Annotated in this window: 26 protein-coding genes; 11 read left to right on the forward strand and 15 right to left on the reverse strand. The window is 40.4% G+C overall.

The genetic code is table 11. From position 1 onward, the window contains the following. The first annotated feature begins 342 nt into the window (after positions 1-342). The gene (locus C3F34_RS05165; protein ID WP_044739176.1) at positions 343-1,119 is read left to right on the forward strand and encodes an IclR family transcriptional regulator; all 777 of its coding nucleotides are present in this window, start codon (positions 343-345) and stop codon (positions 1,117-1,119) included. 252 nt (positions 1,120-1,371) lie between these two features. Here the strand turns inward: C3F34_RS05165 and pgsA are convergent, their stop codons facing one another. From pgsA to C3F34_RS05185, 4 genes are all read right to left on the reverse strand, one after another. Next, entirely contained in the window at positions 1,372-1,959 is a 588-nt protein-coding gene (gene pgsA, locus C3F34_RS05170) for a CDP-diacylglycerol--glycerol-3-phosphate 3-phosphatidyltransferase (RefSeq protein WP_016168414.1), read from the reverse strand. 108 nt (positions 1,960-2,067) lie between these two features. Continuing rightward, complete coding sequence (locus tag C3F34_RS05175) at positions 2,068-2,862, reverse strand: thioesterase family protein (RefSeq protein ID WP_016168415.1); 795 nt, start codon at positions 2,860-2,862, stop codon at positions 2,068-2,070. Between the two features lie 107 nt (positions 2,863-2,969). Then, positions 2,970-4,769, reverse strand: a complete 1,800-nt coding sequence (uvrC, locus tag C3F34_RS05180; RefSeq protein ID WP_104441196.1) for an excinuclease ABC subunit UvrC — start codon at positions 4,767-4,769, stop codon at positions 2,970-2,972. Between the two features lie 139 nt (positions 4,770-4,908). Continuing rightward, complete coding sequence (locus C3F34_RS05185; protein ID WP_044739175.1) at positions 4,909-5,289, reverse strand: winged helix-turn-helix transcriptional regulator; 381 nt, start codon at positions 5,287-5,289, stop codon at positions 4,909-4,911. Between the two features lie 104 nt (positions 5,290-5,393). Between C3F34_RS05185 and C3F34_RS05190 the strand changes: the two genes are divergently transcribed. Beyond that, positions 5,394-6,395: a zinc-binding alcohol dehydrogenase family protein gene (locus C3F34_RS05190; protein ID WP_044739174.1), complete on the forward strand. Its 1,002-nt coding sequence runs from the start codon at positions 5,394-5,396 to the stop codon at positions 6,393-6,395. 66 nt (positions 6,396-6,461) lie between these two features. On the opposite strand, the gene C3F34_RS05195 is transcribed toward C3F34_RS05190, so the two are convergent. The 3 genes from C3F34_RS05195 to C3F34_RS05205 all read right to left on the reverse strand — a co-directional run bounded on the left by C3F34_RS05195 (position 6,462) and on the right by C3F34_RS05205 (position 9,037). Next, positions 6,462-6,884, reverse strand: a complete 423-nt coding sequence (locus C3F34_RS05195; RefSeq protein WP_044739173.1) for a PH domain-containing protein — start codon at positions 6,882-6,884, stop codon at positions 6,462-6,464. Positions 6,885-6,997: 113 nt separating this feature from the next. After that, positions 6,998-7,912 (reverse strand): lipid A hydroxylase LpxO, encoded by a 915-nt coding sequence (lpxO, locus tag C3F34_RS05200; RefSeq protein WP_044739172.1) that lies wholly within the window; start codon positions 7,910-7,912, stop codon positions 6,998-7,000. A 147-nt stretch (positions 7,913-8,059) separates the two neighbouring features. Continuing rightward, positions 8,060-9,037 carry a hypothetical protein gene (locus tag C3F34_RS05205; RefSeq protein WP_044739171.1) on the reverse strand — a complete coding sequence of 326 codons (978 nt, stop codon included), beginning with the start codon at positions 9,035-9,037 and terminating at the stop codon, positions 8,060-8,062. Positions 9,038-9,487: 450 nt separating this feature from the next. Between C3F34_RS05205 and fadB the strand changes: the two genes are divergently transcribed. From fadB to C3F34_RS05220, 3 genes are all read left to right on the forward strand, one after another. Beyond that, on the forward strand, positions 9,488-11,641 hold the full coding sequence (gene fadB, locus C3F34_RS05210) for a fatty acid oxidation complex subunit alpha FadB (protein ID WP_104441197.1): 2,154 nt from the start codon (positions 9,488-9,490) through the stop codon (positions 11,639-11,641). A 12-nt stretch (positions 11,642-11,653) separates the two neighbouring features. Then, positions 11,654-12,826 carry an acetyl-CoA C-acyltransferase FadA gene (gene fadA / locus C3F34_RS05215; protein WP_016168423.1) on the forward strand — a complete coding sequence of 391 codons (1,173 nt, stop codon included), beginning with the start codon at positions 11,654-11,656 and terminating at the stop codon, positions 12,824-12,826. Between the two features lie 119 nt (positions 12,827-12,945). Then, entirely contained in the window at positions 12,946-13,644 is a 699-nt protein-coding gene (locus tag C3F34_RS05220) for a hypothetical protein (protein WP_016168424.1), read from the forward strand. A 60-nt stretch (positions 13,645-13,704) separates the two neighbouring features. Here C3F34_RS05220 and C3F34_RS05225 read toward each other — a convergent pair whose 3' ends face one another. From C3F34_RS05225 to C3F34_RS05235, 3 genes are all read right to left on the reverse strand, one after another. After that, positions 13,705-13,977, reverse strand: a complete 273-nt coding sequence (locus tag C3F34_RS05225; RefSeq protein WP_016168425.1) for a hypothetical protein — start codon at positions 13,975-13,977, stop codon at positions 13,705-13,707. 92 nt (positions 13,978-14,069) lie between these two features. Next, positions 14,070-14,822, reverse strand: coding sequence for a hypothetical protein (locus C3F34_RS05230; RefSeq protein WP_044739168.1), 753 nt, complete (start codon positions 14,820-14,822; stop codon positions 14,070-14,072). A gap of 145 nt (positions 14,823-14,967) precedes the next feature. After that, a complete protein-coding gene (locus C3F34_RS05235; protein ID WP_416333159.1) occupies positions 14,968-15,474 on the reverse strand; it encodes a hypothetical protein in 507 nt (168 codons plus the stop codon). 244 nt (positions 15,475-15,718) lie between these two features. Between C3F34_RS05235 and C3F34_RS05240 the strand changes: the two genes are divergently transcribed. The 6 genes from C3F34_RS05240 to C3F34_RS05265 all read left to right on the forward strand — a co-directional run bounded on the left by C3F34_RS05240 (position 15,719) and on the right by C3F34_RS05265 (position 20,536). Then, positions 15,719-16,420, forward strand: a complete 702-nt coding sequence (locus C3F34_RS05240) for a DsbA family oxidoreductase (RefSeq protein ID WP_104441199.1) — start codon at positions 15,719-15,721, stop codon at positions 16,418-16,420. A gap of 268 nt (positions 16,421-16,688) precedes the next feature. Continuing rightward, positions 16,689-16,922 (forward strand): hypothetical protein, encoded by a 234-nt coding sequence (locus tag C3F34_RS05245; RefSeq protein WP_104441200.1) that lies wholly within the window; start codon positions 16,689-16,691, stop codon positions 16,920-16,922. A gap of 228 nt (positions 16,923-17,150) precedes the next feature. After that, positions 17,151-17,333, forward strand: a complete 183-nt coding sequence (locus tag C3F34_RS05250) for a hypothetical protein (protein WP_104441201.1) — start codon at positions 17,151-17,153, stop codon at positions 17,331-17,333. A gap of 305 nt (positions 17,334-17,638) precedes the next feature. Further along, positions 17,639-17,818, forward strand: coding sequence for a hypothetical protein (locus C3F34_RS05255; protein WP_026440885.1), 180 nt, complete (start codon positions 17,639-17,641; stop codon positions 17,816-17,818). Positions 17,819-17,827: 9 nt separating this feature from the next. Continuing rightward, positions 17,828-19,309, forward strand: coding sequence for a hypothetical protein (locus C3F34_RS05260; protein WP_104441202.1), 1,482 nt, complete (start codon positions 17,828-17,830; stop codon positions 19,307-19,309). Positions 19,310-19,396: 87 nt separating this feature from the next. Continuing rightward, positions 19,397-20,536, forward strand: coding sequence for a hypothetical protein (locus C3F34_RS05265; RefSeq protein ID WP_016168433.1), 1,140 nt, complete (start codon positions 19,397-19,399; stop codon positions 20,534-20,536). Between the two features lie 91 nt (positions 20,537-20,627). On the opposite strand, the gene htpG is transcribed toward C3F34_RS05265, so the two are convergent. From htpG to C3F34_RS05290, 5 genes are all read right to left on the reverse strand, one after another. Then, positions 20,628-22,547: a molecular chaperone HtpG gene (gene htpG / locus C3F34_RS05270; RefSeq protein WP_104441203.1), complete on the reverse strand. Its 1,920-nt coding sequence runs from the start codon at positions 22,545-22,547 to the stop codon at positions 20,628-20,630. A 111-nt stretch (positions 22,548-22,658) separates the two neighbouring features. Beyond that, on the reverse strand, positions 22,659-23,003 hold the full coding sequence (locus tag C3F34_RS05275) for a lysozyme inhibitor LprI family protein (RefSeq protein ID WP_016168435.1): 345 nt from the start codon (positions 23,001-23,003) through the stop codon (positions 22,659-22,661). A gap of 170 nt (positions 23,004-23,173) precedes the next feature. After that, complete coding sequence (locus C3F34_RS05280; RefSeq protein WP_016168436.1) at positions 23,174-23,779, reverse strand: OmpW/AlkL family protein; 606 nt, start codon at positions 23,777-23,779, stop codon at positions 23,174-23,176. 295 nt (positions 23,780-24,074) lie between these two features. Next, positions 24,075-25,487 (reverse strand): Na+/H+ antiporter family protein, encoded by a 1,413-nt coding sequence (locus tag C3F34_RS05285; protein ID WP_016168437.1) that lies wholly within the window; start codon positions 25,485-25,487, stop codon positions 24,075-24,077. 164 nt (positions 25,488-25,651) lie between these two features. Next, on the reverse strand, positions 25,652-26,515 hold the full coding sequence (locus C3F34_RS05290) for an alpha/beta fold hydrolase (RefSeq protein WP_044739161.1): 864 nt from the start codon (positions 26,513-26,515) through the stop codon (positions 25,652-25,654). Positions 26,516-26,593 lie beyond the last annotated feature (78 nt).

Here is a 26,593-nt window from a genome sequence, read left to right on the forward strand (position 1 = left end):
AATTACGGTAACAGAAGATATTCATGCAATAAGAGGGCAGGTTTTGACGTTAGGAAAACGTCACAGCTGCAATTCAAGCGTAAATTTCGCACAACAAAATTTACAGTGAGAAGTTCAATCGCGTTATTTTCATAATAATTACGATAAAAGTCAAACAAAATATCTTATTGTGATAATTTGATTTATATTTATAAAATTATTGGTGTTAAATTTAATCAAATTATCGACGGTTTCTTAATTTAGAATCTGCTATTGTTTTATTACAAAAGCTCTGCATGACCAACAACAATTTGTTATAACATCATTTTAAATGTCTTTTTCTTTTTGACGTTGTGGCTTCTTATGACACTTTCTAGTTTTGGTAAAATTCTCACCGTTTTAGACCTGTTTTCAGTGTCTCGCCCAATCATTAATGTCGATATCATTAGTGAAGAACTTGGCCTTTCTAAACCAACCAGCTATCGCTATTTAAAAGAATTGGTTTCTGCTGAACTGTTACAGCGCCTAAGTGGTACATCTGGTGACTATACGCTTGGCTCAAAAATTGCCGTGTTAGATTATATCTCGCACAAATCTAATCCATTGATTCAAATCAGTATTCCGTTCATGAAAGAAATTGCTGAGCGGACAGAATTTTGCTGCCTCTTAACGCATTTAAATCATGATTCTTGTATCGACTTACATCATGAAGTCACCAAAGGGGTAACATTATTATCCTATGGTCGAGGCTGCCCTCGCCCAGTCTATGTGGGATCCTCTCCAAAAACGATTATTTCGCATTTACCCAAGCAAGGTATTTTAGATTATTACCGACGTTTTTCGGCCCAATTGGCGGAAGTTGGTTTTGCTCAGAATGATCAAGATTTCTTAAATAAAATGAAGAAAATAAAGAAACAGGGCTATTATTTCTCAAATGGTGAAGTCGATCCAAACGTATCAGGATTGTCTGTTCCCATCAAGTTTTCCAGTAAAGAACCTCCTTTGGCGTTGACCGTACTCGGCTCCAGAAACCGTTTTGAATTTGTGAACCTAGATAAACTCATTGAAGTCTTACATAGCAATGCCGCCTTGATTGAACAACAATTTATTGCTTTATCGACGGCACCCGCTGAATTGTAAGTGGTGTCACGTATACAAGAATTGAACAAAGCTATTTAGCTTTTCTGGTTGATAAAATCAACATATTCTCATAATATGATTATAGCTCTTCAGCAGCTTTATGTTTCCATGACGTATTGCATGCGCTATTCTCCTCAAAGTTAAAAAGCTCAAGCAATGTCTTGGGCTTTTTAATCTATAGAGCCTTTTGGCTTACAATTTTCAATTTAAAGACATAAAAAAACTCCATATCTGGAGTTTTTCTAGGACCAATTAAGGCTGCTTTAAATACGGCCATGCCGCTTTTAAATAAATGAACATCGACCATAAAGTCAGTACGACTGCCGTGTACAAAAGTAAATAAGCCAAAGTTTCTAAAGGTTGCCAATTGAGTAAAAACACTGAAATTGCAATCATTTGAAAGGCTGTTTTGTATTTCCCCACGGTAGAAACAGCTACATTGGTTCGTGCTCCAAGCTCCGCCATCCACTCTCTTAATGCGGACACCGTAATCTCACGCGAAATAATAACAATAGCTGCAAAAGCCATTGAAATCGACGGTTGCCATTGCACCAAAACAATTAATGCTGCTGCGACCATCAACTTATCTGCAACAGGATCAAGGAAACGACCAAAGGCAGATGTCTGATTTAAAGTTCGCGCTAAATAGCCATCAAACCAATCTGTCACTGCGGCAAGGACAAAAATAGCAGTCAAAATAAGATGCCGCGTAAAGCCCCCATCATGTCCTGCAACCCCAATAGCTGGTGGCCAATAGGCAATTAATAAAAATACAGGAATCAAGGCGATACGCGCCAAGGTCAAGATATTTGGAATGTTCAGGATTCGACCTGCTGTCATAGACACCGCCAACTTTTCCCCTTTGTGAGCGATGATGCTATGGTTCAAACGACCACATCTAACTCATCGTATTTAGCGCCACTTTATACGAATTGAGATAGAGTGTCACTAGGCAAACACGGTAACTGTCTGTCTGGAAATCGCAATTAAGCGATTTTCTGCATCCCATAAATGTGCATATTCTGTGGCATAACCTTCCGCAGCGTAGTCCGTAAATACTTTATATTTAAACCAATCATGCAAATTTTGCTGTAATGGATTCACATAGGTCACATGCCAGGTTAAAGAGCTGGCGGGTGCAAATGTCTTAAATAGCGGTAAAACCCCCGGTGGCCAAATATCAAAAAGCGTCATTAAATCGGCAACCTCAAAAGGCCGATCGCTATGCTTTTCGGGATGAAACCGACACCAGCCACCAAAGTCACTTTGTGCACTGCCAGTACATGGTGTTTCACCTTCAGCCCAACGCACATCAAACTGCTGATAACATTGCGGAAACTGAGTATTGAATTGCATGCTTTGTAATTGTTGAGGAGCGATATAATTTGGTGCGGTGCGTTCTTGGCGCACTTGAATTTCAGAAGATCGAGCAGCACCAAAGCTGGCAATTAAAATACTTTGTACGGCATCATCTTGCCATAAACGTACCTCAATAGTGGTCACAGACTTACCCTGACGTAAAATCTCGGCGGTCAGTCGTGCCGAGCCCTGTTGAACTGGTCCAACAAAAGTGACACTGGTACTCAATAATCGCTTGGAACGATCGGCAATACTGAGCAACGCCTTTTGCATCATCAGACCTGCAACCATACCACCGTAAATAGTTCGCCCCTGTAACCAGCCTGTCGGTATTTCAATCCATTCATTCTGCTCAAGTGCTTGATACACAGCTAACAGTGTCATGCCTGTCTCTTATTTTATCCTTTGAAAAATATTGTTCACCATGTATCTGCATTTGTGAATGTCATATGACTCACGCGTCACTGAGCATTTTGGCTATTTACGGATCGTTATTCATGTAGAATTTTATAAATGGTGCGCGCCATAACTTCACCCAAACCAGGCACAAGCATCAACTCATTTTCAGAAGCTTTCAGTACCCCTTGAATCCCCCCAAAATGCGTGAGTAAATCACGACGGCGTTTTGGTCCTAGCCCTGGAATCACTTCTAAAATCGAAGAGCCTCGTTTTTTATCACGTTTGGCACGATGCTTGGTAATGGCAAAACGGTGTGCTTCATCACGTACTTGCTGAATCAAATGTAAAGCCTTGTGATCTTCAGGCAATTGGATTTTAGTGCCATCGGTAAAATGCAAGGTTTCTAGTCCAGGTTTACGCCCCTCACCTTTCGATACCCCCACCATAAAAGCATCCAGTCCAAGCTCTTGCATCACATCCATCGCCATATGCAATTGCCCTTTTCCGCCATCAATGAGTAATAAATCAGGCAGCATGGCTTTTTTATAACGGCGGGTTAGTGCTTGGCGCATCGCTGCATAATCATCGCCTTCGGTAATATCCTGAATCGAGAACTGACGATAATCGCATTTTCGGGCGCCTCCTGCATCAAACACGACGCAAGAAGCAACCGTAGCTTCACCCATGGTATGGGAAATATCAAAACATTCAATCCGATCAACAGGACGCCCGACCACCTGCTCAAGTTGATGAAAACGCTCATTGAGTTCTAAATGATTGGCCAATTTACCTTTAATGGCGTGTTGCACATTCATCTGTGCCAACTCTAACCATTCTGCACGCGTTTCACGTACATTATGTTTAATCTGGATTTTTTGTTCAAAATGCTGCTGTAAAGCCTGTTCCAATTCTTTTCGATTGGGAATTTCGACATTCACAATCAATTCATTCGGCACTTCATCCGCCACCTGAAAATAGAAGTTGGCCATAAAGTCTGACAGCATTTCACCCAGATCATCACCTAACATATCGGGGAAATACGCTTTTCCGCCTAGCATTTTGCCATTACGGACATGCATAATTTGCACGCAGGTCACGCCCGCCTGATAGGCAATTGCCAAAATATCGGCTTCGCCCTTAATTTTATAAATGGCTTGCTGCGCCTGCACATCACGTAATAAGGCCATACGATCACGATAAAATACGGCTTTCTCAAACTCCAAAGCTTCAGCCGCAGCCTCCATTTTCTGAATCAATTCCTGATTCAATTCTTTGGTATCACCCTTTAAAAAGCGGATAGAATTATTGACATCTTCCTGATAATCCTCGGGACTAATCAAGCCGACACAAGGGGCCGAACAGCGCTTAATCTGATATTGCAAACATGGACGCTTACGCTGCGAAAAATAGCTATTTTCACACTGCCGAACATTGAACAGTTTCTGAAGCACCAACAGCGTATCACGTGCATTATATGCACTGGGATAAGGTCCAAAAAACTTGCCGATTTGATGTTTCCCTTTCCCGCGTCCACTGGCAATGCGCGGATAAGGTTTGTCTGCCGAAATAAAGATATAGACATAGGATTTATCATCGCGCAGCATAATATTGTACGGCGGACGATGCAGTTTAATCAGGTTTTGCTCAAGCAGAAGTGCTTCGGTTTCAGAACGAACCACCAAAGTTTCAATATCATAAATCCGTGCTACCAGCGCCTGAGTTTTAGGATGCTCAATGGTTTTCACAAAATAACTCGACACCCGATTTTTCAGATTTTTGGCTTTGCCCACATACAGTAATTCCCCCTCTTTACCCAACATCCGATAAACACCGGGCAAGGTGGTCATATTGGCCAGAATCTTTTCGATATGTTCGCGGGCGTTTTCGTTCACAGTGCGTTAAAACCTTGGAAAGTTATTCAATGATGTGGATGTGCAAAGGGGCTTTTTCAAGCCAGTCGATTAAATCGTTTGATCGACAATCTTATTCTGATGATTTTAGAGCAATACAGCGTGCTTAAAGTTACAAATCTCAAGTTGGCTCTACAGCTTGAGATTGTGGCATCACTTGTCCATACAGATCCATGTGCTCATCTCCCCAAGCTTTTAGCGCCAATAAAATTTCACGTAAGCTCATACCCAAAGGCGTCAAACTATATTCCACTTTTGGTGGAACTTGCGGATAAACCTCACGATGAATAATTCCATCCTCTTCCAGCTCACGCAGTTGATTGGTCAGCATGCGTTGGGTGACATTGGGAATCCGGTTACGAATTTCACCAAAACGTAAGGTATGCTCGGTCAACAAATGCCATAGAATGATACTTTTCCACTTACCATCTAAAATGCCAATTGCAGCCTCAACCGCACAGCCTGGACTGCAATTAAAGCGAGAGTGCTTTGCTTTACTCATTTCAATAGTATCCTTTTCTACACTATATGTAGAATTTAACTGTATATACCGAATTTAAAACTACGTTAAGATTTTAATCATAAACCCAATTTGAGATTAAAAATATGAAAGCTGTTGGATATTTACAAGCCGGTACTGCCGAACAATTACAAGATATAGAACTCCCAACGCCCACCCCAAAAAACCGCGAAGTCTTGGTGGCAGTCCAAGCTGTTTCGGTGAATCCTGTCGATTGTAAAATCCGCACTCGCGTTTCACCCGAACAGGGACAATATAAGATTTTAGGTTGGGATGCCGCAGGTGAAGTGGTTGACGTTGGTTCAGAAGTAGAACACTTTAAAGTGGGCGATCAGGTCTGGTATGCAGGTGACTTGACCAAAGCAGGCACCAATGCCGAATTTCATGTGGTCGACGAACGAATTATCAGTTTAAAACCGCAAAATCTATCTTTTGCTGAAGCAGCGGCATTACCGCTCACAGCGATTACTGCTTGGGAAATGTTGTTCGACCGTCTACAAGTGCAACAGCATGATCACCCTCATGAATCCATTTTGATTATTGGCGGTGCAGGTGGTGTGGGTTCTATGGCCATTCAACTGCTCAAAGCCAAAACCCAATTGCAAGTGATTGCCACGGCATCTCGTGCAGAAACACAGGCATGGGTGAAACAGTTAGGTGCAGACATTGTACTTGACCATCGTCAATCCTTGGTTGAGCAACTACAGGCACAAAATATAACGGCACCACGTTACGTATTTTCCACCACGCACACAGGCAATTATCTTAGCCAGATTGCTGAACTGATTGCGCCACAAGGTCGGTTTGGTCTAATTGATGATCCTGAACAGTTAGATATTAATCTGTTTAAACGTAAATCAATTTCAGTACATTGGGAGTTTATGTTTACCCGCTCGATGTTCCAAACGCCTGACATGACAGCACAATCCCATCTTCTGCAACAGGTCGCACAACTGATTGAAACAGGGAAAATTAAAACCACCCTCAATCAGGTCATGGGCAGTATCAATGCGGAGAATATCCGTCAAGCCCACCATGCGATTGAATCAGAACGGATGCAAGGTAAATTGGTGCTTGAAGGTTTTTAAATGCTAAAAAAGCCCGCTGTCTAACTGATGAGAGCGGGCTTTTATGTGATTCAATCAGAGACCGATTTAACTGATCGACTGTTGTGCCTGTTGTAAAGCTAGCGTAAAAGCCTGCTTATCTTTAGGTGAAATGAGAATGAATTTGGCTTTGCCCTGTTTTTGATAATCAATTCGCAAACGATCCAAAGAAAGTGCAGGTGAAGAAACTGAATTACTGCTAGGACTAATTTTCTGGATGGCCGATAAGGGAATTTTCCAAGTCAAAAACATACTGGTAATGACCAATTGCTCTGCTTCAATCCGATATTGTGTGCTCCATACAGGCCACCACAACACCACTATGGTCAGCACATAAGTGAAAGTATGCACTGGATATTGCACCATGTTTCCTTTGGCATACATGGTCAATAACAATTGAAGCAATAAGCCCGTCATGGCAATAATGAAACCGAGAATCCACCAATCTTTTTTTGAACGAAATTTTTGCATATTCTCCCCCATTTGCTCTTATCTTACACAAAAAATAGCAAACTGTAAGAGCAAGTGCCCACGACTTTCAGACCTAAAAAAACGTCCCGCAGGACGTTCTGGTTTAGCAAGGCTTAGAATACATAAGGACGTACAAAAATCAGGAAAAAAATACCTAACATCAGGAACCATTTTAAGAAATAGTACAATTTGCGATTGGTTTTCTTTAAGGCTTTGGCCTTTAACCGCCCTTGATAAACTGTTCCAAAAACCTTATTCAAACCACCCGTTTGATCACCTGTTTCATTGGGTGAACTGGCAGCTGTCATGACATTTTTACCAAACCAATGATTAAACTTTTGCATCAAACGCGTCTTTAAAGGACGTTCAACATCGGCAAAGAAAATAATGCGGTTTTGTTCCGTTTTATTCTCGGCATAATGAATATACGTTTCATCGAACACGACGCTTTCACCATCACGCCATGAATAACGTTGCCCATCAACATCAATAAAACAGCGGTCATCATTCGGGGTGATTAAACCCAAATGATAACGCAGTGAACCTGCATAAGGGTCACGGTGTCTTACCAAACGGCTGTCAGGTGCCAACTCGGTAAACATTGCGGCTTTAATGCTGGGTAAAGTCTTTAATAACTCGGTGGTTTTGGGGCATAGCTCGGCAGCGGACGGATGCGCTGAGTCATACCATTTTAGATAAAAACGCTTCCAACCTGTTTTGAAAAATGAGTTAAAACCAAGGTCATCATAACTGCTGGAGGCTTTAATACCACCACGTGCATATAATGCTTGTGCTTCATCTCGAATCATTTCCCAATTTTCATCCAAGACTTTCAAATCATTAAAATATTGCGTGTCAATATACGGTTGATTAGGCACCTTGGAAAAGAGGTACATTAAAAAGTTGATGGGCGCCAATAAGGTCGAATGGTCAAAAAATTGACGGTAAAAAGAATGACGCACTTTACCGCGATTTTGGATATACAACGCAGAAATCACAAAAATCGCCAAGATAATCCACTTAATCATACAGCACTCTTTTCATTGCTTCTGAGGGTCACGTCATACAACGTGACCATGGGGCTAGACATTAATTTTGGCGAAATTCTATCAAATCTAATTCAAAAATTCATGTCCATATCCGATGATTGCCCTCTAAGCAATCTGCAAAACATATTATCGAATAAAGTTTAAAGTCGACAATTTGTCTGCTGCAACTTGGTTATAGATGAAACAGCCTCGTTCCAAATTGGCAATCGTTAGTTTAGAATTTCTGAGTTGTTCAGGATTATCTTGATAAACACCATAGGCAATGCTGTCTTGTTCAAACTGAATTTGATTCTTTGCCATCCATTCACTGGCACTATTCAAATTGGCAGCATAAACCTGATCATTGAATTGCACTTTGCCTAAACCTGCAATTTCCTGTCCCGTCACACTGCTAATAACAACGCTCCAATTTAAGCGAGTTGCCCATTGTCCCGTAACATGTTCTATTCCCAGCTTAGGCCACTGTTTTTGTGCCAAATTGGTGGTCAACTGGTTTTGTGCTTGAACCTGAGCAAAGGTTTGTGTTTCTGCACGATTAGTTTGAAAGCTAAAATAAGCTTGATTATTCTTCGTGGAGATCAAACGGTAACAGGTACTGCCTTGTGGGAATTTTTCTGCACCATGTGAAGCTAAAAAGATTCGTGCATTGGCATATGGACTTTGCGTATCAAAACGTAAATCGCGATAGCCTGGCATGACTGTATCAAAGATGTTTTTTCCACTTAACGCGACCTTTTCGAATTTCCAGTCTGTTTTCAAATCGGCTATTAAATTTAAAGTCCAGTGTGACATTGAATGCACATCAATGTCCGCTTGATAGCGCTGAGATGGCTCATACACTGCTTGTTGAGTCACAATATATTGATTCAATGGCTGACGACTGTCAGCGGTGACAATTTTTCTATTTTGCAATTCAAAATGGGAAGCAGTGAACGCATCACCTTTATCATCAAAATAATACTGGATGCGATAATATTTGGTGCCATTAGCAGTATCTTCTGGTGCAGGTTTGAAGTTGCTAGCACCATCGCTCCCCCCTCCACAAGCACTGAGCAACAATGAGATTAAAGGTAACAGCAACAAATGTTTATTTTTTAAAGTCATGATATTTTCTTTTTTGAATGGTTGTTAAAATAAAACCCGCACAAATTTTAACTTTTCTTAACAGATAATCAAGTCATATAAAATAAAGTTGTCTTCTTTATTATTAGTGGAAACTTCCAAAATTCAATTGACTTTTTTGACACAAATTGCATAGTGATGAATGGTGATTTTTCATTCTCCATCAAGTACAACAAAAGCATAAGCAGTACATTTTTTTTATAAAAAACAGATGGATCTTATTGAACAATTTTTAGTACGGTTTTTACTTCAATAATTTTTGCTGTAAATGAAATTAAAATTGATGACCATTGCGTCACGGCTTGATACAACTTGTTATGTTCTTTTTGGATATAGTTATCGTAAGATTAGCGAAGCATTTTCGTGCGCAGAACAAGCGAACACGCTTCAAAACATCAACTTAGAAGTCCTCCAAAATAAAGGAGATCAGGCATGATCCACGCTGGCAATGCCATTACCGTCCAAATGCTTTCGGACGGAATTGCAGAATTCCGCTTTGACTTACAAGATGAGTCGGTCAACAAATTTAACCGTGCAACGATTGAAGATTTTAAAGCTGCCATTGCTGCTGTAAAAGCAGACAGCTCAGTAAAAGGCTTGGTCGTTACTTCGGGTAAATCTACATTCATCGTTGGTGCAGACATCACAGAATTTGGTGAAAACTTCGCGCAAGGTGAACAAGCGATTATCGACTGGGCACTGCCTGTTCATGACATCTTCAACAGCTTTGAAGATTTAGACATTCCTAAAGTTGCTGCAATCAATGGTATGGCATTGGGCGGTGGTTTTGAAATGTGTTTGGTGTGTGACTATCGTGTCATATCTGAACAAGCTCAAGTCGGCTTACCAGAAATCAAACTCGGGATCTTCCCTGGTTTCGGTGGTACAGTTCGTTTAAGCCGCGTGATTGGTATCGACAATGCGGTTGAATGGATGGCGATGGCTGCGCCGAAAAAACCTGCTGCTGCATTGAAAGACGGTGCCGTAGATGCGGTTGTGGCTGCGGACAAACTTCAAGAAGCGGCAATTGACTTAGTAAAACAAGCCATTGCTGGCCGCCTAGATTGGAAAGCAAAACGTCAAGAAAAACTTGACCCAGTAAAACTCAACCAACTTGAACAAATGATGGCGTTCAACACGGCGAAAGGTGCGGTTCTTGCAAAAGCAAACCCAGCACAATACCCAGCGCCAAAATTAATGTTGGATTCATTACAAGCAGGTGCAGGCCTTCCACGTAATGATGCATTAAAAGCAGAAGCAGCGGGCTTTGCTAAAGCAGCGATTACACCACAAGCAGGTGCATTGATCGGTTTATTCATCAATGACCAAGTGGTAAAGAAAACTTCGAAGAAATATGAAAAAGGTGCACATCCTGTAAACCAAGCGGCTGTATTGGGCGCGGGTATCATGGGTGGTGGTATTGCTTATCAAGCGGCAAGCAAAGGCACACCAATCATCATGAAGGATATTGGTAATCCGCAACTTGCTTTGGGTATGAAAGAAGCCAATGGCTTACTGACCAAACAAGTTGAACGTAAGAAGATGAAACCTGCACAAATGGGTGAAACTCTTGCGCGCATCCGTCCTACTTTAAGCTATGATGAGTTTAAAGAAGTCGATATCGTGATTGAAGCAGTAACTGAAAACCCTAAAGTGAAGGGTATCGTACTAGCTGAAACCGAGAAAAATGTTCGTGAAAATACGATCATCGCATCAAATACATCTACGATTTCAATCACACGTTTGGCTGAAAACCTACAACGTCCTGAAAACTTTGTCGGGATGCACTTCTTTAACCCTGTACACATGATGCCATTGGTCGAAGTGATTCGTGGTGAGAAGACTTCTGCTGAAGCGATTGCAACGACTGTCGTACTTGCTCAGAAAATGGGTAAAACACCAATCGTGGTGAATGACTGTCCAGGTTTCCTTGTAAACCGTGTATTGTTCCCTTACTTCGGTGCATTCGACCTTCTTCTTAAAGATGGTGCTGATTTCCAACAAGTCGACAAAGTGATGGAAAAATTCGGCTGGCCTATGGGTCCTGCTTACCTTATCGACGTGGTCGGTATCGACACGGGCGTTCATGGTGCAGAAGTCATGGCTGAAGGTTTCCCTGACCGTATGAAGCCAGATTTCAAAGGCGCGACTTTAACCATGTACGAAAACAAACGTCTTGGTCAAAAGAACGATGTTGGTTTCTATAAATACGAACTCGACAAGAAAGGCAAAAAAGCCAAAGTGGTTGATCCAACTGCATACGAGCTGGTTGCTTCTGTGGCGACTGCGGAAAAACATGAATTTGATGCTCAAGAAATCATTGACCGTATGATGCTTGCTTTCTGTAACGAAACTGTTCGTTGCCTAGAAGACAACATCGTAGCGACTGCGTCTGAAGCAGATATGGCGATGATTATGGGTGTAGGTTTCCCTCCATTCCGTGGTGGTCCATGCCGTTACATCGACCAAACAGGTGTTGCTGAATACGTTGCACTTTGCGACAAATATGCACACTTAGGTAAGGCTTATGAAGCGCCACAAATGTTGCGTGACATGGCTGCTAACAACAAAAAATTCTACGGTTAAGGAGCAACGTGAATGGCTACTTTAAATCCACGTGACGTTGTCATCGTTGATGGCGTACGTTCAGCAATGGGTAAAACCAAAAACGGTATGTTCCGCAATGTACGTGCCGACAGCTTATCTGCTGAATTGGTTCGTGCACTCGTTGCTCGTAACCAGTTTGACACCAATGAAGTTGAAGACCTGATCTGGGGCTGTGTAAACCAGACTTTAGAACAAGGGATGAACATTGGTCGTAACATCGGCTTATTGGCTGACCTTCCAAAAACTGTGGCAGGTCAAACGGTAAACCGTCTTTGTGGTTCATCTATGCAAGCGCTTCACACGGCTGCTGCACAGATTGCTACTAACCAAGGTGATATCTTCATTATTGGTGGTGTAGAGCACATGGGTCACGTAGGTATGATGCACGGCATCGATCTGAACCCAGAAGCATCTAAACACTATGCAAAAGCATCTAACATGATGGGCTTAACTGCTGAAATGTTAGGTCGTATGAATGGTATTTCGCGTGAAGAACAAGATGCTTTTGGTGTTGAATCTCACCGCCGCGCTTGGGCTGCAACTCAAGAAGGCCGTTTCAAAAACGAAATCGTGGGTGTTGAAGGCCACGATGCCAATGGTTTTAAAATCCTGTGCGACATCGACGAAGTAATCCGTCCAGATGCCAACCTTGAAGCATTTAAAGCATTAAAACCAGTTTTCGATCCTAAAGGTGGTTCAGTAACAGCAGCAACATCTTCAGCTTTGTCTGACGGTGCATCTGCAATGTTATTGATGTCTGCTGAACGTGCCCTTGCTTTAGGTCTTAAGCCACGTGCTGTAATTCGCTCTATGGCAGTTGCAGGTTGTGATGCTGCGATTATGGGTTACGGTCCTGTTCCTGCAACGCAAAAAGCACTTAAACGTGCTGGTTTAACGATGGCGGATATCCAAACGATCGAGTTAAACGAAGCATTTGCGGCTCAAGGCTTATCAGTCATGAAAGGCTTAGGTGTGTATGACAAGCAAGACATCATTAACTTAAATGGTGGTGCGATTGCGTTAGGTCACCCATTGGGTTGTTCTGGTGCGCGTATTACAACAACATTGTTAAACGTGATGGAACAGCAAGATACGCAAATTGGTCTTGCGACCATGTGTATCGGTTTGGGTCAAGGTATCGCGACAATTATCGAACGTGTTTAATCCACTAATTTGATGAATAAAAATCCTCGCTTTGGCGGGGATTTTTTATTATGGTTCTCTCAAGATTTTGTAAATATTACTTTATTAAAGCTTAACAATAAAATGAGCAGGAGAACTTGATGTTTTCATCACCAGTAAAAACCATCATCAGTGCAGGCATCATAGCGACACTTTTCACAGGCTGTGCCACCAAAACCCTGATGACCAAAGACAATAAAACTTATACCCGTTCCAACAAAGTCACTTTAGTCGAAGACCAAGTGGTGGCATTCGGTAAACCCGCTCAAACGCTCAACACCCTGCCTGCCAATAGTCTAGTGATTGCAGGGCAGAAAAATAGCTATATATTGACCCAAGGCGGGACTCAGTTTGTCTCGCTGATCACCAAACTAGACCCGAAAAATATTCAAATGACCAAAGAACTCAGTTTTTATTCAGAGAAAAATGATGGTCATTTCACAGGTACACTGCCACTATCTTACGTCAAACTCAAAGAAGACATCAGTAAAAAAGACCTCGAATTCTTTATCGAAAATGGCGCAAAAGAGTGTTCAACTTATAGTGATGAACGCATGAAGGCTCAACGCTTCTGTTTCGACATTGCTTTGGCTGGTGTGGTCTACCCTGCTGCAAATAATTTGGCATCGTTAAAAGCACTGAGTAAGCCTTATCAGGTCAGCATTTATACCTATCAAGAGGAAAGTTACAAATCAAAATCAGGACTCAATCCTTTTGAGAAACTGGTGTTACTGCCTTTTGCTGTAGCGATTGATGTGGTCAGCCTGCCGTTCCAAGCAGCCGAAAAAATCTTTGATTAATATTATGAATAACTAGAAGTCCAAACTAAATGGATGGACTTCTAGAACTCGTGTCACCTGTTAAGCCAGTAGCTCTGCCATCAACCATGCCATGTATTTTTCTTGATCCATAAAATCAGGGGCATTGCCTGTATCCAAACTGTAATACTGCTGATTAAACTCAATCACAATTTGTTCAGTATGGTGCCAGTCTTCAATTAAACGGAAATATTGACTAAAGAAGAAACGGTTTTTACCCCAATTACTCAAACTCTCCAGTTTGGGATAGGCTTTATTTTGTAAAAATTCTACATATACCTGTTGAATATCATCAAAGACCTGAATGGTTTTCATTGCTGTACCTGCTTTAAATCTGATGCGTAAAGGTGTTCAACAGTTCTAACTTAACGCAATCATTTTAAAGTTATATGACACTGATCCAGCATTTACTCATGCTTTTGTTCAAGTGCTTGTTGATTTTTCTGCTGAATCTGTTGCATCTGTGCATTCAGTTTTAATACGTCCTGATACAGCGTATTAAATTGTTTTAGGGCCACATCATCATAAAACATGAAGGTATTATTTTTACTCTGCCAACGGTTATTCTTTAACACCAAAAAAATTTGATCCGCTTTTTCAAGCACCTGTTTCTCTATTTCAAATAATGCCAGAGCCTCATTTTGCTTTTCACTTTCCCGCAAATTTTCTGCCAATTGATGGCGATAACGTGATTGAATCGGTAGTTGTTTCGCTTGCTCTAGGGCATTTTGTTGCGCTTGTTCAATCTTGACCTGATATTCCGTTGCCAAGGCATGTGCTTGCTGCAACATTAAATCCGTTTCTTTGTAGTCCTGTTTTTTATCTTTGCTTAAACGGTCAATATTTAAAAATTCATCCCAATGAATCGCTTTTAACTCACGTAAATAAGCATTACGTGCTTCGGCACTTTGAATCATCTGGCTCAAAACAAAACTGGCCATGACTTTATAATCACCCTGTAAGCGTGCATCGGTCACATCGACGTCTATGGGCTTGTTCCAGTCTTTGGCTTGGGCATAAATTAAATCAGTTTTTTCGTAGAGCACCTTTTGATATTGTTCGAGTTGAGTTGCTTCTTTTTGTTGCTCGTAATATTGATAAAATAATCCACCAAACACCACAGTGGTCGCTAATCCTAAAATCAGAAAGATACGTGGCATAGTCCGCTCCGAGTCCCCTTTGTTTCTATCATAGCAAACATCAGAATATGCTGAATATTTCAGCAATTTTTCACATTTAAAAAAATATGCTCCACTATAAATTTATTAAAATTAACAATGAGTTATAATTAAAATACTAAACGTTTTATTTTGTATTTGGTACGCGAGGCACTTGTGTATTGGGTTGGTTACCCTGGATAAAATTATAATCGACTTGTCCAATAGAAATTTGCTCACGGACAATCTGGACATTTTTTGCATTCCGATCAATACCAAAAGGTTGCAACATGATATACAAGCCTTCAGTCGGGTCAGATGACTGTAAACCCGCGGCAATATTTAATATATGTTCACGCAATAATGGAGGTAATGAACCTAGATCGGGTGTCGCAGCTGGCGCTAAAACATCTAAATTGTGAACAAGAGTCGGGTCTACGACAAAAGACTGGGTATCATCCTGTAATTGCATCATCCGATGCTGTAAGGCCTTACGAATATTTTCGTCCTGCTGATAAGGAATGATTCCTGATTCTGCGCGAAGTTCTGACTCAGCCATGACTTTAAATGTCGGCAAACTCACGATTTCACCGTTGGCTTGAACATCAGTTGACAGTAAAACCCCAATAAAAGAAAGTGCTAGAAAATATTTCATCAAATTCATAAAACCATCCCAAAAGTAGAGATATCAACAAGATTATGTATTATATAGCTCAAACTTTATTGTATATTTTTTCAGCTACATCCAGTTTATTTGTCAGATAAGCGGTCAAATATGGATCAACTAACACGATGTCAACAGCATCCAACAACAGGCTTTTTTCATCATATTCGCTTTAAATTCTATAAATCATCCCCATCTTTCGTTCTATTGCTATTTTTACTTTTTGAGAAATCACATGCGTGTTGATATCTGGTCCGATGTCGTTTGTCCATTTTGCTATATCGGAAAAAAACGTTTAGAAGCTGCGGCAGAGCAAGCGGGTGTAGAACTAGAAGTGCATTGGCACAGCTTTGAGCTTGACCCTGAAGCACCGCTACGCCAAGAGATTTCAAACTCTGAACGTTTAGCACAAAAATATGGTCGTACACTTGCAGAAGTTGAAGACATGCAACGTAATATTGCAGCAATGGCCGCAGCAGAAGGTATTGAGTTTAATTGGGAAAATGCCAATTCTGGCAATACATTTAATGCACACCGTATTATCCACTTAGCACAAAGTAAAGGCTTGGGTTCTGAAGCGAAAGAAGCCTTTTTCTACAGCTATATGACCCAAGGTTTGCCAATTGGTGAGCGTGAAACCATTGAAGACGTTGCTGCACGTATTGGACTAAACCCTGTTGAAGTCGATGATGTGTTGAATTCAGATGAATACGCAGACTTTGTTAAATTTGATCAGGAAGTCGCACGCGATCAGCTCAAAGTCACTGGCGTACCTTTCTTTGTGTTTGATCAGCGCGTTGCTTTAGCTGGTGCACAGCCTCGCGAAGTCTTCTTACAAGTCTTAGAAAAAGCGATGGAAACAGCACACGATACAGATACAGCGCCTGACGTAAATCAATGCGATGCCGATGGACAATGTGACTCAACTATAGAGTAATCCAAATAAGCCTCTCATAATTTAATTGCTATCATTTTTAAACCTCCTGAGTACTAACTTTGGAGGTTTTTTCTGTCAACACAATTTAGACATTACCCTGCAAAGCGATATCACCGAATTCATACAGCGACCACATTTTAACCAATAATCACAACAATTCACTTGTATAAAGTCAGCCTAGGCTACACAGGAACCTGACAATCGTTACACAACCTTGCGATAGGCTAGAACAGTACAGTTACTCAGCTAACTTTGACATGAGGTCCATATGAAATATCAAGCTATTCTCGATCAAACTACTGACGCGCCAACCACGCAAGATTTTTCCTGTGCTAGATCAACCCAAACCAAAAAGAAATCTCGTGTTTCACCTGCTTTTGCAGGTGCTGTGATGGGTGCAATTGCAGGGCGTTTCCTTCCTAAACTTAGTCCTTTTTCAGGTGCAGTCATCGGAATTATGAGTGCAAAAATGTATCAAAAGCATCAGTCTAAACACCGTTAAATGTTTTATTTTTCAATGTTTTTCCACCCCTACAAGATTGTCTTAATTGTTAAGACAATCTTAGAGCAATAACTCTATTATATTGATTTACAACAATAATTTGACCAAGCATTCATTCTTTTTTTGGCTGAAATTCGCCCCATTTTGATCATTTTTTGATATTATTAATTCGCTTATTTTTTATCCCTATCCAATTTGGATGTTCTCTCTGTTATCAAGGTGATTTTTATGTCAATCATGAAATCTATTTTGGCTATTGCTGCGTTTGCGATTTCTGCTCAAGTTTCTGCTCAGGTAGTATTTGTACCTAATTTCCCAGTAGAAAAAGAGGTGAAAGCACAAACTTCAACTGCGACACCAACTGAACATATTGCTCAAGATGCGTCAGCGCCTGCAAAAGATGCTGCTTAAGACAAAATATTTTGCGCAATAAAAAAACAGCCCTTAATCGGGCTGTTTTTTTATGATTAAGTTATTGCTACAACACGAAAACCAACAATCACAACGTGGCAGCAATCTGCTATTTTCCATAACGGTTGTCGTTAAGTTTCACTAAAAAATGAATTGTTACGAATATTTTTAATGAAAAATATTAAATAAATGTCATATTCATATAAAAATGCGTCAAATATGACAAAAAATTTCATGTTTTTTTCTTATAAATCCATATAATCAAATCATCTAGATCATTGAATCAAGAGTTAAATTTCATGCAGATGCAAGATATTCAAGCGCTCATTCAAGGAAAAGTTGCACCTCAAACCATCAATCTGGATGAATTGATTGTGATGGCTGAACGCTATCCGCAACACACTTCAACTGAATATAAATTATTAGAAATAGCCGCCAATATTGTTTTGGCCAGTTATTTGGAAAAGGCACAACAGCATCTTTAAAGACAGCCTATGAATGTTTTAGAAAAAGCCCATTTAGCCAAGGAATTACAAGGTCTTATTCATAGCTTAGACCAACGGTCTTTGTCATTTTATGAAATTGCCAAATCCAAATGCCGTCTGAAAGAAATTTTTATTCATTGTGATGAACCGATTTTTAAAAAACAAATTTTAAATTTTAAATCGCATATGCAGCCTGAACTTGCCGCGCAGGAATTTGCTCAACATTCATTATATGTACAAACTTTTCGAGGCGTATTTAAGCAAGATTTAGCCTTGGAGCAGGCGCTTGAGCAACACCCTGAAATGGGTTGGGCAATTCTACATCGTGCTAATTTAGGCTTTCAAATCTGGTATATTCCAGCCCCGAATCGTACCGCACTGTTGAGTGACTGGGATGGACTGGAAAAAAATTATGCATGGATGTTAGAACAACAAGAAATTTATGCAGCATTAAAAACCGATACCGAACTAAACCAAGAAACCTTAGAAACAGGCAAAACTTTTAAAATGAGCCGAAACAGTGTGGTTCCTTTGCAGAATTCAAGTCAATCGATTCCAGAATCTCATAGCATAAATCGTCCATTTTCTTTTGAATCGCTGATACCACAAGGCACATCAACGCAAAATACAGATTGGGATGCAGCAGCTCTTTCAATGGAAAGTCTTTCGCTAAGCCCTAAACAAGAGGATACAAAACCCTCGTTAGCTTCCGCTGAACCCCAAACAACAAGTGGATTACTTCTCAAAACAGCAACTGCAGCACTTGAACCCAATTCTTTACTTCCACAAATTGTTGAACTGGGCGAGTGGAAATGTCGTTTAGCCGCATTACAATTTCCACAAGCACAAGAATTAGAGCTTTGCCACTTAACGTTGGACAATGTTTCCGAGTTAATGCCTTTATTGGAAATCATTGTTTCAGCAAGTCAACTACAACAATATAACAATCAGCCTGTGTATTTAGCTGAACAAATTAATGCTCAAGGACGCTTTGTCAAATATATCGTGATTTTAGGTGCAGAAGATCAGTTACATGCCATACGGCTTGGTAATATTGTCAGCCAACATTATGCTTACGAACTCGTGGCACTCAAATTACTACCAAATGAGCAATTACTTAAGCAATGTAAAAACGCACAGCAATTTTTCGAACTGTATAGTGAACAAGCCGAATTAGGCTGGAACACTGAAAGTTATCAACCATTTATTCCCGCAAACTGCATTCAAAAGCATAAATTAATTGCATTTGAAGAAACTTCAGCCAACTACAGAACCCCAATTATCTTACTCAAAGAACGGCAGAAAATTCGTGTCATTCATGGTCAATCTCGACTACAGTTATTACGCGAAGAAACAGCTTATCCTTATATTCTCTTAGACCGCCATCAAGGGGTATCGTGGCAGTTGATTCAAAAGATTATTCAAACTCTCCCTCAACCCATTTCAGCATCAAAATTGTATGATGCCATTCAAATATACATTGGCAGTTAATTTATTTTATTTTGTAGCAAAAGCTTGATTTTCATCCCTAAAATTTACCAAACTTGAGATGTAAATTTAGAATAAAAGATCATGATAATGCCTACAATGAGAAAAACTTTTACCCAGCCACTTGTGTTGATGGTTGCCTTGGGGATGGTCCACACCTCAAGCTGGGCAAATACGAGTGAACCTCAAGAAGCCTCCCCTGCTTCACCCCCTTATACGATTGAGCAAGCACCCACACCAGAGGATAGCTTGTTCTATACTATTCCACGTTGGATCGATTCAGCCCCAACGGTTCTGCCTGAACAATCCGATGAGCAAATTGTACCTTCAACAGTGGTCACTGAAAATCAAACTTGGGTGGATCGTCAACAAAAGCTCATTCGTAACTGGGCTGATGATACCTCTCAAACCATTGATGGTTGGTTTGGTGCAAAAAATACCGAAACCCCAGCTTCCGCAACCTTAAGGGTATTAATTGATAACCGCTGGAATAAACACGATGAATACGACATTAAGCCGCGTATCCGCGGTAAGATCAGTTTGCCCAACTTAGAAAAAAAACTCAGTCTGGTCTTTGGTGATGACTCTCTAGATAACGAATTAGCCAATAACGTCGCCATCACCAATGAGAACCCACCGAGCCCAGACAATGACAAAGCCTATGATCGGCGTCAAAACCGAGATGCCAACAGTTCATTGGCTTTGCGTTGGTCAGATATTTCCAAGCGCTTACCATTTGAAACCGACTTTGATATCGGGGTTCGTTCAGGCGATGATATCTATCTACGTTTAAAAGCGAAAAAAGATTGGGCGCTAGAAAATGACTTTTTCTTTCACGCGGAACAAATTTACCGTTACGGGGTCGACAGTGAAAATTACTTGCGGACCAACTTAGAGTTGACTCATGCACGTCCTAACGAAGCTTTTTTGAGTGACCAATTCAGCTTAACCTATGCCGATGCACAAAAAGATGATTTAAATTGGGACAACTACGCTTTCCGTCAACATCAATTCTTTCAAGGCAATCGATTTAACTACGGAATCTACACAGGTGGCTATTTGGATAATTCAGATTTACGTCTAAATAGTTGGGGACCATTCATTTCATGGCGGCAGCCTTTATGGCGTGAATGGTTTTATGTGCAAACCGATCTCAATTATTACAATGATCATCGTGCAGACCGTAGTCATTATCTAAGTACTTTATTACGCTTAGAAGCCTTGTTCTAAGTTTTTTGTGGATAACTTTTGCGTTATCCACAAAAATGCTCAATAAAAAAGGCAACCTTTTACAGGTTGCCTTTTTACATCAATTCAGGTTTTATTTAAGTAACAACTGATTAATACGCTTTACATATTCAGCTGGATTTTCAGGTAAACCACCTTCTGCAATTACCGCCTGATCAAAGATCACATTAGCAAGATCTTCAAAATGGGTACTACCATCTAACTTTTTCACCAATGGATGCTCAGGGTTGATTTCCAGAATTGGCTTGCTTTCAGGCACTGCCTGACCTGCTTGTTTCAACATGCGGACGAGTTGAGGTGAAAGTTCACCTTCACTAGTTACCAAGCACGCTGGTGAGTCTACTAAACGCGTAGTCACACGGACTTCTTTGGTTTTTGCTTTTAAAGCATCCGACAATTTATCCACGACAGGTTTAAATTGTTCAGCGGCAGCTTCAAGCGCTTTCTTCTCTTCCGCATCTTGCAAATCACCTAAATCCACTGCACCTTTAGACACATTTTGCATTGGCGTACCATCGAAGTCCTGAACAAAATTCATTGCCCACTCATCTACTCGGTCAGCCATTAATAACACTTCAATGCCTTTTTTCTTGAACAACTCTAATTGTGGTGAGTTCTTCGCAGCATTCAAACTTTCCGCAGTCACATAATAAATAGCTTTCTGCCCTTCCTTCATGCGTGCTTTGTAGTCTGCTAAAGAAGTACTGATCTCATCGTAAGTAGATGTCGCAAAACGTAGTAACTTTAAGATGCGCTCACGATTACCAAAGTCTTCACCCAAGCCTTCTTTCAAGACCGAACCAAATTCAGTATAGAAAGTTTTGAATTTCTCTTGGTCTTTTTCATCTTCCGACTTTGCCAAACTATCCAACACGGTCAAAATACGGCGTGCATTACCTTCGCGAATGGTACGGACATCACGGCTTTCTTGTAACAGTTCACGGCTAACATTCAGCGGTAAATCTGCACTATCCACTACACCTTGCACAAAACGAAGATAATTTGGAATTAAATTATCTGCATCATCCATAATAAACACGCGCTTCACATACAGCTTGATCCCTGCTTTAGCCTCACGCGTGAAAATATCGTGCGGTGCCTTGCTTGGGATGTACAGTAATTGCGTATATTCGGTACTACCTTCGACACGGTTATGTGCCCATGCCAATGGAGCATCAAAATCATGACTCAAGTTCTTATAAAACTCGATGTATTGCTCTTCAGTGACTTCATTTTTACTACGTGTCCATAAAGCACTGGCAGAGTTAATTGCTTCCCATTCATCCGTTTTGACCATCTGACCGCCTTTCGGTGTTTCACCTTCGGCTACTTCTTCTTCCTGCCAAACCTCTTTTTGCATTTCAATTGGCAAGCTAATATGGTCAGAATATTTATTGACAATTTGTTTAACTTTATAGCTTTCTAAATAATCTAAAGCATCTTCACGTAAGTGCAGAATAATGTCTGTACCACGAGTTACTTTTTCAATTTGCTCAACTTCAAAGTCCCCTGTACCACCACTAATCCAGCGTACCGCTTCCTGCTCAGGCACACCTGCATGACGTGATTCTACTGTAATCTTATCCGCGACAATAAAGCCCGAATAAAAACCTACACCAAACTGACCAATCAACTGTGCATCGGCTTTTTGATCACCTGTCAATTTCGACATAAAGTCCTTGGTACCCGACTTGGCAATCGTTCCAAGGTTATCAATTGCTTCTTGTTGCGTCAGACCAATACCATTATCAGAAATAGTCAGTGTTTTTTGTTCTTTATCTAAAATAATCCGTACATGTAAATTCGGGTCATTCTCATAAAATTCAGGATGATTAATACCTTCAAAACGCAGTTTATCGCAGGCATCAGAAGCATTCGAAATTAACTCACGCAAAAAGATCTCTGGGTTTGAATAAAGTGAGTGAGTCACCAAATGGAGTAATTGTGCCACTTCAGCCTGAAAGCTATGTTTTTGTGTATTGTGTTCGCTCATACAACCTTCCTCGAATTCATTCACACAGTGTTTTTATCAGATGCTTAATGAATTGGAGTGACTCGATGATTTTTCAATAGCAATTGTTCTTTTTTTAATCATTTATGTTTTTTAATACGGTCCACGTTGATAAATTTGCTGTAAATATAAATCTATTCGTTGCTGCCGCATGGCATATACATCGTTTAAACAACGTAGATTATCCCGACATTGATCACGTAAACGCAGCCATTTCACTTGCTCATCCTGAATCACTGAACGCGTTCCCATAGGCACCAACCGTTTTAAAATATTATAACTTGTTGCCATTTTCACATCGGCATCATTCAAGCCAAGCTGGTTACAGATCTTATGTTCAGTGACAGTTACTGCACGCGCACAATCAAAACTGGCAGCATAGCTTCCCATTGCAGTGAATGAAGACACTATTAATAAAGTTATTTTTAAAATTCTCATGTTTAAACACTCTATTTTTTGTTCAATTTAAACAAAATCAGTAGGATAAAGTGTAATCTTTTGCGTCTGCATAGTGAAAGATTGTTGAAGATACTCAAACAAAGAACATAAAAAAACCCCATCCAAGGATGAGGTTTTAGCGCTGTTATTATTATTGTTATTTTTATTACTTAGAATTTATAGCTATAGCCGATGGTATAAACCATTGGGTCAATATCTAGATCAAATTTAATTGGTGTATTCTCTACACGCACTTCTGGGCTAAGTTGTGCATAACGTGCATCTACAAATACACCCCAGTTTTTCGCATCTGCTGGTTGGAAATTAAAACCAACTTGACCCGCAAAACCATAATCTTCTTTAACTTTAACCGATGCACCAGAAAGAGCACCTTTAGTTTCCTCATCCCAAGCAATAAATGCTGTTCCACCTACCCCAATGTATGGTGTAAAACGGGTTGAATTTTTAAAATTATATTTAACAGTTAATGTTGGTGGCAAATGCTTAATTTTAACTGCATTCTCACCATTGATTGACACATCATGGTTGACTGGAGCAGCTAATAATAATTCAGCAGAAATAGGAGAATCACCAAAGAAATACTCTACAGAAGGGGTAAATGCCAATTCACTTTCTGCTTTTACAACACCAACACCAGCAACTGTTGTGTCTTGAGTTGGAGCAATTGTAGATCCACCGACTTTGACCTGCCAGCCACCTGCCATCGCAGATGCAGAAACCCCTAATAATGCAATAAGAGCAGCTTGTTTCAACATATTAAACAACCTTTTATAATAAGAAACTTAACACTTAATTAATATTAAACAAGACCATTATTAATATGCAATACCCATTAATTAATATAAATTTAATTTATTTTTAAATACATGATTAATATAATTATTTATTTTAATTTGACCAATACGGTTGGTATTTAAAACCAACCATATTAATCAGATATTTATTATTATATTCAGAGTATATTACTCAGGTTTAATATAAAGTATATTTTAAATATATTTTATATTATAAAATTGAAATATAAAATAAATTAAAACACTCAAAATTATATTAAAGAACCATGGCCGCAATCCAACCAAAGACCAATAAGGGAATATTAAAATGAATAAATGTTGGTACAACCGTATCCCATATATGATCGTGCTGTCCATCTACACCCAAACCGGCAGTTGGACCCAAAGTTGAATCTGATGCAGGTGAACCTGCGTCACCAAGTGCAGCAGCCGTACCAATTAAAGCCACCGTCGCCAAAGGAGAAAAGCCGAACTGTACACAAAGCGGAACATAAATAACGGCCAAAACAGGCACGCTTGAAAAAGATGAACCAATTCCAATCGTTACAAATAGACCAATAAACAACATCAAGAATGCTGCTAATGCGCGGTTGTCACCGATCAGATGCACTACACCATTCACTAACTGATTAATATCACCTGTATGTGTCATCACCGAAGCAAAACCTGCCGCTGAAATCATAATGAATCCAACTAAAGCCATCATGCGCATGCCTTGTACAAAAACATCATCTGCTTCTTGCCATTTGAAAATACCTGCGGCAGATAACACGGAGAAACCAACCAAACCACCCAAGATCATCGAACCCGAATATAATTGTGCAATGAGGGTCAAAATAATCGCTAAAAGTGCCATAAAGATAGTCTTTTTCGCAATTACAGGTACATTCTCCGCTTCACGTTTCAGCTCTTCGGCATCTTGCTCGAAATTCACTTCACCTGCACGAATTGGTTTATCCAAATCAATCGTGGTGACACGTACCACTTCACGATCAACATAATGACGTGGCTTGCGGTAGCTGACAAAGACGGCTACTAATGTCCCAAGCACCATCCCTACCACTGGAATAGCCATACCGACTGGCATCATCCAACGATCAACATGTAAATGATATGCAGCACCAATCTTGTTGATATTACCCATCAAAATTTGTTCTAAGAAAATTGCACCAAAACCCACAGGCAAGAAAATATATGTTCCCACCAAACCTAAAGTTAGGACACAAGCCGCAGCACGGCGGTCCAAATTTAAGTGATTCATGACTTTTAATAAAGGTGGAACCAAAACAGGAATAAATGCGATATGAACTGGAATTAGGTTTTGTGAACAAATTGCCGCGACCAGTAAAATACTCAACAGCAAATATTTCACCTTACGTGCTCGCTGATGTGAAACTTCGGCCCCTAATAAACCAATCAGTTTATGTGCCAATAGGTCTGGTAAACCGGACTTAGACAGTGCTAATGCAAAAGCCCCTAACACAGCATAGGCTAAGGCAACTTCAGCACCATCCCCTAAACCGGCATTAAATGCACTTACGGTATCGGACAAACTGAGCCCTGCAACCAAGCCACCAATAATTGCTGAAATGACCAAAGTCAGAACAACAGAAACTCGTGCCAGTGACAAAAGAAACATCACGGCAATCGCAATTACTACTGCATTCATGAAAAACTGAAGATGATAAAAAAAGCGCTATCTTAGCAGATTCGATACATTGAAACTGTAATTTGATCGGGTTTCTCAGGACTCAATTCTCGATTGAAAGGAACTGCAAACATCGAACTCGTTGTCTGTCATCTTGTCACAACCAACGAGTTCTCTAGCCTGTTCTATGTGCGAGCAAAATTCGCGATTAACTGCGCAATGGCCTCAGGCTGACTTAATATTGCCCAATGGTTTGCTTCTAAATCGACCCGCTGAAAATCAGGACTCCATTTTGGTATTTCATCAATCAATGCAGGACTGACAAAATTATCTTTCTTCAACACAATGGCTTGTACTGCACATTGGGCAAAACGTTGTCGTGGCTGAGTCAGTCTAGGCAGAAAGTTCGCCCGATACAGCCCCACACCATACTGACCATCTTTAGCAATATGCGTATTTAAAGGTAAATCTTGCGCCTGTTCCAACTTTTGTAGCACGCGTCCCCAATACTGAGGCTTAAAGAAACGCCAAACCGTAGGCGCCACGAGTGGTAGATGAAATGCCATGATGTACCATGACTTACCAAGCTGTTTCAAAAACTGTTGTGGTTGTGTCTTAAATTGCTCACGCATCCAAAATGCAGCGTGATCTAAACACGGACCAGAAATGGTGGTATAAGACAAAATCCGCTGCCCAAAGTGCTGATCCGTAACCGACTCCCAAGATTGTATAGATCCCCAATCATGCGCAGCCAGATGAAATTCACGTTCTGGAAGTACCGCATCGACCACCGCCTGCAAATCTGCTGAAAGTTGTGACAATGCGTAAGCTTGAATGGATTTCGGTACAGAAGATTGACCTGCTCCACGGACATCATAGGTAATGATATAAAACTGGTTGGCTAATAAACGAATTACAGGTTCCCAGACTTCCTGATTATCTGGATAACCATGCACCAAGACTAAGGCAGGATTCAGCACCTCTCCCCACGCTTTGACATAAAGGCGCTGTTGATCGGTGGTGGTCACCCATTGAGTTTGGACTTGCATATTATGTTTCCTTTTTGTTTTATCGTATTTTTTCTACAATCAGACGAGTTACCGCTGCTTGATTTGCATTTTTTGGGT

The organism is Acinetobacter sp. ACNIH2, from assembly GCF_002934965.1.
GTDB classification, from domain to species: Bacteria; Pseudomonadota; Gammaproteobacteria; order Pseudomonadales; family Moraxellaceae; genus Acinetobacter; species Acinetobacter tandoii.

Bases quoted from the DNA above. Each gene is read 5' to 3' on its own strand.
- C3F34_RS05165 (WP_044739176.1), top strand. From the start codon at position 343: ATGACACTTTCTAGTTTTGGTAAAATTCTCACCGTTTTAGACCTGTTT.
- pgsA (WP_016168414.1), bottom strand. From the start codon at position 1,959: ATGACAGCAGGTCGAATCCTGAACATTCCAAATATCTTGACCTTGGCG.
- C3F34_RS05175 (WP_016168415.1), bottom strand. From the start codon at position 2,862: ATGACACTGTTAGCTGTGTATCAAGCACTTGAGCAGAATGAATGGATT.
- C3F34_RS05185 (WP_044739175.1), bottom strand. From the start codon at position 5,289: ATGAGTAAAGCAAAGCACTCTCGCTTTAATTGCAGTCCAGGCTGTGCG.
- C3F34_RS05190 (WP_044739174.1), top strand. From the start codon at position 5,394: ATGAAAGCTGTTGGATATTTACAAGCCGGTACTGCCGAACAATTACAA.
- C3F34_RS05195 (WP_044739173.1), bottom strand. From the start codon at position 6,884: ATGCAAAAATTTCGTTCAAAAAAAGATTGGTGGATTCTCGGTTTCATT.
- lpxO (WP_044739172.1), bottom strand. From the start codon at position 7,912: ATGATTAAGTGGATTATCTTGGCGATTTTTGTGATTTCTGCGTTGTAT.
- C3F34_RS05205 (WP_044739171.1), bottom strand. From the start codon at position 9,037: ATGACTTTAAAAAATAAACATTTGTTGCTGTTACCTTTAATCTCATTG.
- fadB (WP_104441197.1), top strand. From the start codon at position 9,488: ATGATCCACGCTGGCAATGCCATTACCGTCCAAATGCTTTCGGACGGA.
- fadA (WP_016168423.1), top strand. From the start codon at position 11,654: ATGGCTACTTTAAATCCACGTGACGTTGTCATCGTTGATGGCGTACGT.
- C3F34_RS05220 (WP_016168424.1), top strand. From the start codon at position 12,946: ATGTTTTCATCACCAGTAAAAACCATCATCAGTGCAGGCATCATAGCG.
- C3F34_RS05225 (WP_016168425.1), bottom strand. From the start codon at position 13,977: ATGAAAACCATTCAGGTCTTTGATGATATTCAACAGGTATATGTAGAA.
- C3F34_RS05230 (WP_044739168.1), bottom strand. From the start codon at position 14,822: ATGCCACGTATCTTTCTGATTTTAGGATTAGCGACCACTGTGGTGTTT.
- C3F34_RS05235 (WP_416333159.1), bottom strand. From the start codon at position 15,474: ATGAAATATTTTCTAGCACTTTCTTTTATTGGGGTTTTACTGTCAACT.
- C3F34_RS05240 (WP_104441199.1), top strand. From the start codon at position 15,719: ATGCGTGTTGATATCTGGTCCGATGTCGTTTGTCCATTTTGCTATATC.
- C3F34_RS05245 (WP_104441200.1), top strand. From the start codon at position 16,689: ATGAAATATCAAGCTATTCTCGATCAAACTACTGACGCGCCAACCACG.
- C3F34_RS05250 (WP_104441201.1), top strand. From the start codon at position 17,151: ATGTCAATCATGAAATCTATTTTGGCTATTGCTGCGTTTGCGATTTCT.
- C3F34_RS05255 (WP_026440885.1), top strand. From the start codon at position 17,639: ATGCAAGATATTCAAGCGCTCATTCAAGGAAAAGTTGCACCTCAAACC.
- C3F34_RS05260 (WP_104441202.1), top strand. From the start codon at position 17,828: ATGAATGTTTTAGAAAAAGCCCATTTAGCCAAGGAATTACAAGGTCTT.
- C3F34_RS05265 (WP_016168433.1), top strand. From the start codon at position 19,397: ATGCCTACAATGAGAAAAACTTTTACCCAGCCACTTGTGTTGATGGTT.
- htpG (WP_104441203.1), bottom strand. From the start codon at position 22,547: ATGAGCGAACACAATACACAAAAACATAGCTTTCAGGCTGAAGTGGCA.
- C3F34_RS05275 (WP_016168435.1), bottom strand. From the start codon at position 23,003: ATGAGAATTTTAAAAATAACTTTATTAATAGTGTCTTCATTCACTGCA.
- C3F34_RS05280 (WP_016168436.1), bottom strand. From the start codon at position 23,779: ATGTTGAAACAAGCTGCTCTTATTGCATTATTAGGGGTTTCTGCATCT.
- C3F34_RS05285 (WP_016168437.1), bottom strand. From the start codon at position 25,487: ATGAATGCAGTAGTAATTGCGATTGCCGTGATGTTTCTTTTGTCACTG.
- C3F34_RS05290 (WP_044739161.1), bottom strand. From the start codon at position 26,515: ATGCAAGTCCAAACTCAATGGGTGACCACCACCGATCAACAGCGCCTT.